We start from the raw sequence: 11,146 nt of genomic DNA on the forward strand, positions 1-11,146 counted from the left end.
TGCCCAGCGGGACCAGCTCGCCGTTGACCCCGGACTGGACCATGTCGGCCGGGCCGTATGAGTAGTCGTAGCTAACCACCGGCACCCCATGGTTCAGGGTAAATTTCCCCTCTTTAATGTAGTGTTTGCCACCATCTAAAGTAGAAGGATAGCCGGAAGTAGCTAAAATCCTGGCAAGTCCGTGTTTTTAGCCGGTTTGCATTAACCCGCTCAGCCAAACTAGCGATCTTCATTGAGCCCAATGAATCAACTAATACCAAACTACTATTAGGAGCCACCCGTACCGTTTTGACCAAGCTTTGTGGCAATGCACTCTTTACAAACAAGCCACCAGTAATTAATGATTCCACAACAAACACCTCATTTTGACTAGACCAATCATTAATGATTATTATCATGAATCATTTAATTACCAGTGTCAAGCACTTTTTAAATAACTATACCAATTTTATGAAATCATAAATTTTAAGGCGTCATTAATCATTAATGAATCATTAATGCCTCAGAATAATAGAAATTTTTGCTATTAATACAGTTTAATTTTGATTAAATATACTATGATTAACATTGATCAGGATAGCCAACTTGGATTGTGCCTTACCTTGGCTTTTTATTCCGATCATTATGACTCCACCCTTTCTCTAACTATAAGTTCACTTTTTTGTGTTGCGTAGTTGTAACTTGATTGCGTGCATTATAATAAATCACTTAAGTTGCGCTTTCAATAACATTTATTAGACTTACCTAATAAAAGTTGCTAAAAAGAAACCAGAGTATTATTATAAAGCCATAACAAGGAGTGAAGAAAATGTCTTTAGGTACAAAATTACATGGACTTAGAAAAGCACATAAACTTACCCTTGAAGAAACAGCAAACAAGTTAAACGAAAAGAATCCAAATGCTAACTTCAATAAAGGACGCTTATCTAAATGGGAACACGATACGGATGAGCCAAGGCTTTCTTCCCTAAAACAAGTAGCTGATTTATTTGGCGTTAGTATTGATTATTTCTTTGAAGACAACCAATCTAACCCAGAAGAAAATAAAGCTGCCGAAACTATTGCTGCTCACATTGATAATGATACTCCTGAATCTGAACGTAAACAGATCATCAATTTTATTGAGAATTTGAAAAAGGCTCGGAAATAATGGTTATGTACTCTTATGAACATTTTGCCAGCAAGTATCCTTGGATTCCAATTAACATTGATCGATGCTACAACATTTTCCTGAATTGAACTTATATTAAGATATGCATCAGCAATTAAAAAATATGAAATTCTTCAAGAAAATTGCTCATTACGACATTTCTGTAGGCGACATTGCAACGGTTAATACCAAAGACAGCTGTAAGCTAGAGGAAAAGGCTTGCTCCTTAGCAATAGAACGAGCAATATCATTAGATAATCTTATTTATTGTTATAACCACGGTATCTGGAATTCAGAAACATTGCCGACTATTGTAATGTAAGCGTCAATCACTTGCATAAGGCTCTAAATAATTATCGTGAAAAACGTGGCTTGATTTTTAACTACAAAAACTATCAATTTAATTTACGAAATGGAATCCATTTATCCTGTCCAAATCCTGATGACGTTAAAAGCTGAATTTATGGGAGGTCATTTAAAATGGCTAAAAAGGTAATGGGTGACAACAGAAAAGCCCATGTAGAAAAGAAACCCTTCTACAAACGTATTTGGCTTTGGATTGTTGTGATTTTATTAATATTTGCTGGTATTGGAATAGCAAATGGCAGTAACAATAACACTACTAACAAAGTTTCATATGCTAACTATAAAAAAGTAAAGCTTTCAAAAGTTAATGGGACAACTAAGACAGAGGCCAAAAAAATTTTTAATAAAAAGCCCGAAGATACTTCAACACAAGAAATTGAAGGAGTTAAGGCAGATACACAGACATGGGATCATGTTAAAAACGGCGATGCTAGTTCTAACATCACTGTTGGTTTTGAAGATGGTCGGGCCGTTAACAAAATCATTTCAGGATTAAAAGTTAAGCGAAACTCAAAAATTACTTTGGATGATTATGATAAATTGCAGAGCGGTTCATCCAAGCAGGATGTTATAGATTCTTTTGGCAAGCCAAATGGGTATACCAATACAAATATTTTAGGCAAGGTTACTGAAGACTGGTCATATACATCTGATGTTAAAGGTGATTCTGGAGCTAATTTTATTATTTCATTTGATGAAAATGGAAACGTCATAGACAAAACACAAACTTCTATGAAATAATATTTTGTCCAACTAAATTGAAGACATAAAAAGCTGCAACATTATAGTACAAATTATATAGTTAATTATTGACATCCCTTTTGCTATCTGTGATAATGTATGTAATCGAGTTAAGTAGTTGCAATGCAACTGCACCAAAAGGGATGTACTTATTGTGCATCCCTTTTGTGATTTTATGGAGGAAATTAACCTGATGTCAAAATCAGATAAACCGTTTAACAGTATTGAGCAACAAATAAATAAGTTAAAAGATCAACGTGGATTGCTATTTCAGAATGAACACTGGGCTAGTCATCTATTATTAATTATGGGTATTATGAAATAATCAATGGTTACAAATATCATTTTATGAAAGACAAAGCAAACGATGATGCAGGTTTCATTGAAGGAACCACATTTGAACATATTTATCAGTTATTTAATTTTGATAGATTTTTGCGAAGCCAAGTAATGTCAGCACTTGAAACGTTTGAACTTAGCTTAAGGCAGTCCATAGCTTACACAGTGAGTGAACGCATTTCTGACAAACAGGCGGAATATTTATCAAGAAGATGTTATCGTACAGGGCACCGTCAGTATATCCATTCTGCACATAAGGAACTATATCCAATTGATCATCTATTAAATATATTGAATGGAATCACTCATGCTAATTCAGAACCATTTAAGCATTACCGAGAAGAACATGGGAATGTACCGCCTTGGATTATCGTAAAAAAGTTAAATTTTGGAAGCCTAATTTGGTGGTTCAGATTGCTAAAGAGTAACGAAAAGAATTTAGTAGTTGCAAGAATGCTAGGACAGAATGTAAATCTAATTGAGCAAACCCCATTGCTTAAAAGTGCAATGTCAAATCTCCTCTCACTATATCTAAACTATCGTAATACTGCTGCTCATGGTGGTCGAATTTATAATCACTTTTCCATTGATCATGAACTACAATATAATGCTCTCCTTCATGGAATATTAGGTGTTACAAGTGAGGACTATCGTCAAGGTAAGGGACGTAGCCACCTTGGTATAGTCTTAAAATCGTTACAACTATTCGACAATAAGGATCCATATAGTGAATTAAAAATTGGTATCAATGTCTATTTAAAAGATTACTTAAAACTATATCCGCAGGACAAAAAGTATTTATTAAATACTATGGAATTAACTGATAATGATATCAACTTAAACACTACAAAATAGTAAAAGCCCCTAGATGGTTGAAACCATCCAGGGATTGGGGTTGATATAACTTTAACATGCGGTATCAACCCCTTCATTATATTAAATTAATGGCTTAAATATACAAACGTAGCGGAAAAAGGGTTGTTGATCAAGAAGCAGAACTTAACAATTGGAACTAACATTACCAAATCGATTACTTTTCCTAATTACTTCAATTCATGGATAAGGACTTATAAAGGGGCCAAGCTTGCCTATGCTACTTTACACCGCTATCAAGTAACGCAAAAAGTAATTCAACATGAATTTGCAGGCGTTAATATTAAATTAATTAACCGTCAACAATACCAAAAATTTATCAATAAGCTTGGAGTTACTCATGCTCCATCTAGTGTAACCAAAGCGAATGTTTTAATTCGGGCAGTAGTTAATTCTGCTATTTCTGATGATTATCTTACTAAAAACTTTACCAAGGAAGTATCTATCGTTGCTAATCCCGCTAAAACTATTAAGGTTGGCTACTTGAACCTTGATGAGATTCACAGGCTGATTGAGACAACTTCTTCAAAGAAAATTACTTCTCGTCGTTATACAAGCCGTTATATGATTCTTACAGCAATCTATACAGGTATGCGATTATCTGAAATTCAAGGACTAACATGGAATGATATTGATTTTATCCATGCCACAACTAATATCAACAAATCATGGGATGCAATTAATCACTGTTTTAAACCCACCAAGAATGAATCATCAATCCGTAAAATCAAGATTAATCGCAAATTAGTACAAGTCTTAAAACGATTAAAAGTAAATGCACCAAGTACAATGGTTTTTATTAATCAAAACGGAACTATCCCTACCAGTAATGCTGTTAATAAGACACTTAGAGCTATTCTTAGTGACTTAAAAATTCATCGCCGAGGATTTCATTTTCATTCACTCAGACATAGCCATGTAGCTCTCCTATTAGCAAACGGAATTAATCTGTACGCAATTAGTAAGCGACTAGGCCACAGTAGTACAGCGACAACTAGTAAAGTATATGCTTATCTTATTGATGAATACAAAGACGAAACTGATCAAGCAATTGTTAAGGCATTGGATAATTTATAATGTGTGCAATGTGTGTGCAGGCAATACAATTAAAGGCTATTTCCAACTACTCTTTAAAATGAAAAAAGCCGTTATATCACGGCTTACTGTTTTATCCAGTTCTTTATTAATGTTCCGTACGGGACTCGAACCCGTGACCTTTCGGCTGTGACCCGAATGTTCTACCAACTGAACTAACGGAGCGATACCAATAGTATCTTAACACACATTCAACCAAGATACTAATCCATTAAAAAAGGCTACTCACCAATTGATGAGTAGCCTGATTCTTAAGCAGTCGTGATTTCAACTAATAGTGGATTCTGGGCCTTGGTCAGGGTCGTTGGATCATCCTGGTAGCCTTCATAGACCTTGCTGATCTTGCCAGTCACCGGTGACTTAAAGGTTTCAACAGCCTTGCCACCTTCAATGTCGATCAACTGGTCAGCTTTCTTGATATCTTCATCCACCTGGGGTGTTTCTAAGAAGGTAATGTCACCACCCAGTTCATCGATCACCTTACTGTCAAGTCCGACTTTCACGCGGTTATTATCCGTCTGCTGCCACCAGAGACCGTTATTTTCACGGTGAACTGGTGCTTGGTGGGAAAAGAGCCGCTTAAACCAATTAACAATTCGTTGCCACATTTTAAAGCCCCCTTAATCGGCTAGGATAAGGTCAGCCAGTTCTTCGGGACTAACCTTACCTAAGTTAGCCGGTAAATCAGCGGCAGTCAAGCTCTTAACCAGACTTTTCTTATCCAACTTAGTGCCTAAGAGGTGCTGTTCAACCACGTGTGGATCACCCGCCGTAAAGAAGTCACCATAAACCTTAATTGCCGTAATGGCACCATCCTTTTCGTTAAAGTTAAAGGATACTGTGCCAATTGGGTAGTGCTTAGAAACGTAGTGCTTGAAGCCTGGGTTCTTACCATAGTTCCACTCGTCGGTTCGATATTGCTTGTCAAGACGCTGGTCGATGATTGACCAATCATGATCGGTCAGATGATAGGTTTCAACGTCATCCATCGAGTCAACACCAAACATATGACAAAGCAGGTAGTTCTTAAAGTCCTCTGTCGTCCAGTTTTGGTATTTTTCAGGCAAGTATGGCTTAATGTTGGTTACCCGGGCATCAACGGACTTAACACCTTTGGAAGCTAACTTATCCTTCTCTGGTGTCAGAACCTCACTGGCGGCTTCCATGTTCAAGTCAAACATGACCGTGCCACCAGCCGCAAAGGAGTTATTGCCCTTGACAATCGCCATGCCGGAGAACTTCTTACCATCGATGGACATATCGTTTCGCCCACTGACCTTCGCAGACTTAATCCCCAGGTCATGTAAGGCGTCAACGACAGGATCACCGATAAAGTGGAAATCACCGAAGTTGCTCATGTCGCCAACAACGATGTTTTCGAAGACCAGGTTACCAAAATCGTGGTAGACGGCCCCACCACCACTGGACCGCCGTACCAATTCGATCTTGTGCTTCTTCAGATATGGCAAATCGATCTCGGCATAAGCGTTCTGGTTAACACCAATGATAACAGATGGTTGGTTAATGTAGCAGATCAAGCCATGACCCTTTAAGCGTAGGTCATTAATTAAATAGTTATCGAGTGACTGATTAACGATAGCGTCGTGAACCGGTTTCCCGTTACGGCTGGTATCAATAAAGAACATGGAAAAACACCTCTAATAATAATTGCTTGTAATTGTATGCGCTTTTATTATATATCGTTACCACCGCAATTAACAGCAAACCCCATTAATGCTAGTTTATTGTTTTAAAACTAAAGTAAACCTGGTGACTACGGGGAAATTCACGCTTGAAAGCAGCCAGGGCAACATGACGCGCCCCCGTATAAGAATATTCCTTATGTGCATCTCGGTAACCTTGTTCAAGCAAGATTAACCGGTTGTCATAGCTTTGAACAATGATCGACCGGTCCTTCTTCTTGGTTAATAGCGTTAATTGACCCCTTTGTTTCCCCTTAATCATTCGTTTCAACTGACTAAGAGCCTGCTTCACTGGCATCATTTGCACCGATATCATCCCCCTAGATATTTTAACATCTTCCTCAGGCACCAACGACGCTATAATGAAGTTAGAAAATTAATTGAAGGCAATATCAGGAGGTAAACGCCTTATGGAAAAAGCCGTTTCATTGGATTTAAAACCAGCTTTACACACCAGCTTAGGGATCACTTCGGTTGGCCGATCTGACACCAGGTCTGGTCACCGGTATGGACCCGCGGTGAGGCCCTACTATCTAATCCATTTTATTTTGGCAGGATCCGGTACCTTCAAGGTTAGGGGTGTTTCTTATCATCTCCATGCTGGGCAAGGCTTTTTAATCGAGCCTAATTACCAAACCTATTATGTTGCTGACGATCATACTCCTTGGTCGTATGTGTGGATGGGTTTTACCGGAACCTACGCCAGTGAATTGATTAGTAACCTTGCGATCTCAGAACAAACTCCCATTTTCAACAATACCCACTACGCAGAGTTGGCGACTTGTGTGAACCGCGTCCTGCAGATTAATCCCCAAACGATCGCCGATCATTTACTGGCTAATAGTTATCTATTGCGTTTCTTAAGTATCATTGCCCGGTCAACCATCGTTAGTAAAACTACTGATCGCACACGCAGTCAATACGTTGAAAAAGCGATTAATTATCTTGCCCACCATGTCGCCACGGTTTCGGTAAATCAGCTAGCCAAGGCCGTCAATGTTGATCGCAGCTACTTAAGCAACTTGTTCAAACAGGTGACTGACCTAACACCTAGTCAATATATTCGAACTTTCCGGATTACTAAGGCGCGCCACTTATTAGAGTCATCACCTTTACCAATCGAACGAATTGCGGAAGAATGTGGCTATGGGAATGCCAATTCATTTGCCCGGGCTTTTAAACAAATCTACGGGATCCCACCCCGCCAATACCGAAAGCAGACCCAATAATCATATGACAATAACGGTAACCTCTTGACTAAATAAGAGAGCAGGCAACTAACTTCAAGCAAAAGTTGACACTAATAATGTCGACTTTTATCTTCAGTCAGCTACCTGCTCTATTTTGTTATTTTTACATCGTGGTTTCGGCTTTGCCTTTCAACAATGGTTCAGCTAATTTTACCCTAAACCATTGGGTAAGTGGCCCCATGAACAAGGCCGTGATAATGGTCCCCACCCCCAGGGTGACATTACAGGCAAAGCCAACCAAGACACAAATGCTATCACTAATCATTCGACAATATTTAAAAGGCAATAACTTATATTTATATGCAGCGATCAATGCAACCGCATCATAGGCCGACACTCCGAGATCAGCCGTAAAATATAACGCGGCAGCCAGACAGGTAAAAACAATGGCAACCAGCATTATTACTACCCGTATCCGTAAATCTGGATGAGGAACGATTGCATCCATAGCATTTCTCATCGCATCCGCTGCTACTCCCGTCAGGAAAAGGTTAATAACGGTGGCAATGCCGATGTAGTGTTTCCTTAAAATAGCCACTATTAGCAGCAACAAGCCTGTCAAAATCACATAGAAAACAGAGTAAGTGGAAGAGAAAAGGTTCGCGATCCCCGTGACAAATGCGGTAAATGGGTCAACACCCAGTTGTGCTTTTTGCAATAAACCAACACAGCAGCCACACAGGAGAACCCCTGCCAGGGCCATACTTAATCGACGAATTTGAAACATAATTTATACCTATCCTTTATCATTAGCAGCTGTAAAAATATAAAGTCGACTATAAAAATCAGTTACCTTGCGAGTGGCATCAGTCTGTTCGGATTCAGCATCACTTGTCACTAGACCAATATGAGCTAATTCGGTTCCTGTATAATGGCCACAATCTTGACCGCTTTCTTCTTGAACATGGTAATCATAGTCCGGATTCAAGCCCGGAATACGTTGCAGACGATACTCAGCATTCACATCATTCAAGATCTTAAAGTAACCCATAATTGCCTGCTTTTGATCTGGTGAAACGACTAACCAGGCAACAATATTACTCTTATAGGGATCCTTAAGTCGGTAGAAGGTCCCAAACTGGAAGACTTGACGATAATTCTTCATTAAGGCTACTTGCTTTTTAATTTGTGCTAACTCTGCCTCAGAAAGCTTGGTCAGGTCTAATTCATAGCCAAGGTCACCAAAGAAAGCAACATCTCCCCGGGTCTTTAATGGCGTGTTACGAAAAACTTGTTCATTTGGACATACAGAAACGTGCGCGCCCATGGAACTTAATGGGTAGCAGAAAGACGTCCCGGTCTGAATCTTCAACCGTTCGATGGCGTCGGAATCATCACTTGTCCATGCTTGAGGAGCATAATACAGCATTCCAGCATCAAAACGACCCCCACCAGAGGCACAAGATTCAAATAAGATTTTTGGAAAGGCTTGGCGCAAACGCTCATATAAGCTATAAACGCCAAGAATATAACGGTGGAAAATTTCGCCCTGCTGATCGGCTGGAAACGCTGCCGAGAAACACTCGGTAATATTACGGTTCATATCCCACTTAACATAGTCAACATGACCATCGCGCAATACCTTTGCCATTAAGTTGTAAATATAGTCCACAACTTCCTTCCGGGAAAAATCAAGGACATACTGTTGTCGGCCCTGAGAAGGATGACGATGAGGCGTTTGAATAATGTAATCGGGATGTTGACGATACAAGTCACTATCCTTATTGGTCATTTCCGGTTCAAACCATAGGCCAAACATTAGGCCGAGCTGGTGGATTCGACGGGAAAGGCCACTAATGCCATCAGGCAAACGATCACGGTTAGCCCACCAATCACCGAGGCCGGCTGTATCCTTAATACGTTTGCCAAACCAGCCATCGTCCAAGACGAAGAGTTCTATTCCTAGTTTTTGGGCCTGCTTAGCTAAACTAATCAATTTATCTTCAGTAAAGTCAAAGTAGGTTGCCTCCCAATTATTAATCAAGATTGGCCGTTGCCGATCACGCCAATATCCCCGCACAAGCCGTTTCTGATATAGCTGGTGGAAGTTTTGGCTCAGCTTGTTAAGACCTTGGCTGGTATATACCATTACTGCTTCCGGAGTTTGGAAGCTCTTATCTGGTGCTAATTTCCATGAAAAATGGAAAGGATTGATCCCCATTTGAACCCGGGTAACCTTGTAAGGATCAACTTCTGCTTGGGCTAAGAAATTACCACTGTAGATTAACGAAAATCCATAGGCTTCACCTTGAAATTCATCCGCGTGTGGCCGCTTTAAGATAATAAAGGGATTCTCCATATGACTCGAAGCACCACGGGTAGAGCCAACCGATTGAATGCCAGGCCGTAAGTGAGCGACTTTGAGCTGTCGTTCCCGAGCCCATGCTCCAGAAAATTGCATCCAATCGAAATCGTCATCTGGCAGGTCAAGATTCATGCTCATCGCGGTCGTTAACTGATAATTAGCTTGACTGTGATTAGTAAACCGCGCACTGCGAGCAATCGCATCGTAGTCCTTAAAAATGGTATAGAGCAAAGTCAGGTCAACATTGATGACATCATCATGCAAAAGGATCTCTAAAGTAGTCGCTTCATCATCATTTTCAACATAAGTAGCCGGCAGTCCTGCCAATTTGGGCTTGCCATCATAGATACGGTGAGAAACGTAATGGAAATTGGTAATGCTACTACCATTCGGCTGTTTAATCTCTAAAGCTGGCATTCGATAATCGGTCGTCCCATAGGCTGGATACTCTTGCTTAACGTTAGCCAATGAGAATCGATAATCATGATCATAAACGTAACTTTGAACCGGACGATAATTATTCTCTACTAGGTAGTCATGATTCTCCCGGTCGGGAACCCTTTGCCCAAAATAAAGCTGACCTAGTTGGTTATTACGGAGGACCTTAATTAGGTAGCTAATATGCTTGTTATACAAATGAAATTCCTTGCTCGTTGAATGATATTTAATCGGCATTATTGGTTCCTCCCTTTAATAAAATCAACTTTATTTTAATGAATGCGTTTACAAAAGAAACTATTTTTTGTGGAGGAAAATGCACATCATGTGAGATCTTAATGTACCTAATTGACAAAAAAAGCAAAAAAGCAACCTGTAAAATTAAGTTACAGATTGCTTTTTCAAATTATTTGCCGGTAATTTTACTTTAATATCAACTAAGCCTTAATATTCACGCTTTTTACCCGCAAGGCCAAGGCCAAACATTGCGGTAAGGGCCCCCAGTGCAACCACGGCAGCGGTATTTTCATTACCGGTTTGTGGCAAGGAAGCAGCTGCTGGGCTAGCTGTATCCTCATTCTTAACATTAGAAATTGCAGTAGTCCTTGATGCCGAATAATTATTCAGCGGATTAACAAAACTGGCCGTCGAACTTGCAGTAGAATCGGCCACAGAATTAGTTGGCACACTAGCCGATGTAGCTGCTGAACTAGTTGTTAAACTGGCTGAGGAATTGGCAGAAGAGCCAGCTGTTGAACTTGCAGATGAACCCGCCGCCGAACTAGCTGACGAACCCGCTGCGGAACTAGCTGGTAAACTAGCCGAGGAGCTGGTAGATGAACCCGCTGCGGACAACGTCGACGCCGATTACCCAAACCTTTTTATT

Annotated in this window: 12 protein-coding genes, 1 tRNA gene and 1 pseudogene; 5 read left to right on the plus strand and 9 right to left on the minus strand. The window is 39.9% G+C overall.

Annotated elements, in window-relative coordinates:
- Both ACEYV4_RS07160 and ACEYV4_RS07165 read right to left on the minus strand, forming a co-directional pair.
- Window positions 1–181: pseudogene (locus ACEYV4_RS07160) on the minus strand (hypothetical protein); the annotation flags it as partial.
- Entirely contained in the window at window positions 114–350 is a 237-nt protein-coding gene (locus ACEYV4_RS07165; protein WP_373842650.1) for a hypothetical protein, read from the minus strand. The pseudogene ACEYV4_RS07160 and the gene ACEYV4_RS07165, both read right to left, overlap by 68 nt.
- A 458-nt stretch (window positions 351–808) precedes the next feature.
- Between ACEYV4_RS07165 and ACEYV4_RS07170 the strand changes: the two genes are divergently transcribed.
- The 4 genes from ACEYV4_RS07170 to ACEYV4_RS07185 all read left to right on the plus strand — a co-directional run bounded on the left by ACEYV4_RS07170 (window position 809) and on the right by ACEYV4_RS07185 (window position 4,546).
- The gene (locus ACEYV4_RS07170; RefSeq protein ID WP_373842651.1) at window positions 809–1,150 is read left to right on the plus strand and encodes a helix-turn-helix domain-containing protein; all 342 of its coding nucleotides are present in this window, start codon (window positions 809–811) and stop codon (window positions 1,148–1,150) included.
- Between the two features lie 480 nt (window positions 1,151–1,630).
- Window positions 1,631–2,257: a DUF3862 domain-containing protein gene (locus ACEYV4_RS07175; RefSeq protein WP_373842652.1), complete on the plus strand. Its 627-nt coding sequence runs from the start codon at window positions 1,631–1,633 to the stop codon at window positions 2,255–2,257.
- 348 nt (window positions 2,258–2,605) lie between these two features.
- Window positions 2,606–3,451 (plus strand): Abi family protein, encoded by an 846-nt coding sequence (locus tag ACEYV4_RS07180; RefSeq protein WP_373842653.1) that lies wholly within the window; start codon window positions 2,606–2,608, stop codon window positions 3,449–3,451.
- A gap of 126 nt (window positions 3,452–3,577) precedes the next feature.
- Window positions 3,578–4,546, plus strand: a complete 969-nt coding sequence (locus ACEYV4_RS07185; protein ID WP_373842654.1) for a tyrosine-type recombinase/integrase — start codon at window positions 3,578–3,580, stop codon at window positions 4,544–4,546.
- Window positions 4,547–4,656: 110 nt separating this feature from the next.
- Here ACEYV4_RS07185 and ACEYV4_RS07190 read toward each other — a convergent pair.
- From ACEYV4_RS07190 to ACEYV4_RS07205, 4 genes are all read right to left on the minus strand, one after another.
- Window positions 4,657–4,729 (minus strand) — tRNA-Val (locus ACEYV4_RS07190).
- Between the two features lie 86 nt (window positions 4,730–4,815).
- Entirely contained in the window at window positions 4,816–5,172 is a 357-nt protein-coding gene (locus ACEYV4_RS07195) for a hypothetical protein (RefSeq protein WP_373842655.1), read from the minus strand.
- Between the two features lie 12 nt (window positions 5,173–5,184).
- Window positions 5,185–6,210: a lipoate--protein ligase gene (locus tag ACEYV4_RS07200; RefSeq protein WP_373842656.1), complete on the minus strand. Its 1,026-nt coding sequence runs from the start codon at window positions 6,208–6,210 to the stop codon at window positions 5,185–5,187.
- 91 nt (window positions 6,211–6,301) lie between these two features.
- A complete protein-coding gene (locus tag ACEYV4_RS07205) occupies window positions 6,302–6,574 on the minus strand; it encodes a hypothetical protein (RefSeq protein ID WP_373842657.1) in 273 nt (90 codons plus the stop codon).
- A gap of 103 nt (window positions 6,575–6,677) precedes the next feature.
- Between ACEYV4_RS07205 and ACEYV4_RS07210 the strand changes: the two genes are divergently transcribed.
- On the plus strand, window positions 6,678–7,496 hold the full coding sequence (locus tag ACEYV4_RS07210; protein WP_373842658.1) for a helix-turn-helix domain-containing protein: 819 nt from the start codon (window positions 6,678–6,680) through the stop codon (window positions 7,494–7,496).
- 124 nt (window positions 7,497–7,620) lie between these two features.
- On the opposite strand, the gene ACEYV4_RS07215 is transcribed toward ACEYV4_RS07210, so the two are convergent.
- The 3 genes from ACEYV4_RS07215 to ACEYV4_RS07225 form a co-directional block, all read right to left on the minus strand.
- A complete protein-coding gene (locus tag ACEYV4_RS07215) occupies window positions 7,621–8,244 on the minus strand; it encodes a YitT family protein (protein ID WP_373842659.1) in 624 nt (207 codons plus the stop codon).
- 9 nt (window positions 8,245–8,253) lie between these two features.
- Window positions 8,254–10,497 (minus strand): alpha-galactosidase, encoded by a 2,244-nt coding sequence (locus tag ACEYV4_RS07220; protein ID WP_373842660.1) that lies wholly within the window; start codon window positions 10,495–10,497, stop codon window positions 8,254–8,256.
- Between the two features lie 207 nt (window positions 10,498–10,704).
- The gene (locus ACEYV4_RS07225; RefSeq protein ID WP_373842661.1) at window positions 10,705–11,115 is read right to left on the minus strand and encodes an LPXTG cell wall anchor domain-containing protein; all 411 of its coding nucleotides are present in this window, start codon (window positions 11,113–11,115) and stop codon (window positions 10,705–10,707) included.
- Window positions 11,116–11,146: the final 31 nt, after the last annotated feature.

It is taken from the genome of Limosilactobacillus sp. (assembly GCF_041859915.1).
In the GTDB taxonomy this organism is placed as follows: Bacteria; Bacillota; Bacilli; order Lactobacillales; family Lactobacillaceae; genus Limosilactobacillus.

Coding starts and splice junctions, on each gene's coding strand:
- ACEYV4_RS07175 (WP_373842652.1), top strand. CDS start 1,631: ATGGCTAAAAAGGTAATGGGTGACAACAGAAAAGCCCATGTAGAAAAG.
- ACEYV4_RS07180 (WP_373842653.1), top strand. CDS start 2,606: ATGAAAGACAAAGCAAACGATGATGCAGGTTTCATTGAAGGAACCACA.
- ACEYV4_RS07210 (WP_373842658.1), top strand. CDS start 6,678: ATGGAAAAAGCCGTTTCATTGGATTTAAAACCAGCTTTACACACCAGC.
- ACEYV4_RS07200 (WP_373842656.1), bottom strand. CDS start 6,210: ATGTTCTTTATTGATACCAGCCGTAACGGGAAACCGGTTCACGACGCT.
- ACEYV4_RS07220 (WP_373842660.1), bottom strand. CDS start 10,497: ATGCCGATTAAATATCATTCAACGAGCAAGGAATTTCATTTGTATAAC.
- ACEYV4_RS07215 (WP_373842659.1), bottom strand. CDS start 8,244: ATGTTTCAAATTCGTCGATTAAGTATGGCCCTGGCAGGGGTTCTCCTG.
- ACEYV4_RS07195 (WP_373842655.1), bottom strand. CDS start 5,172: ATGTGGCAACGAATTGTTAATTGGTTTAAGCGGCTCTTTTCCCACCAA.
- ACEYV4_RS07170 (WP_373842651.1), top strand. CDS start 809: ATGTCTTTAGGTACAAAATTACATGGACTTAGAAAAGCACATAAACTT.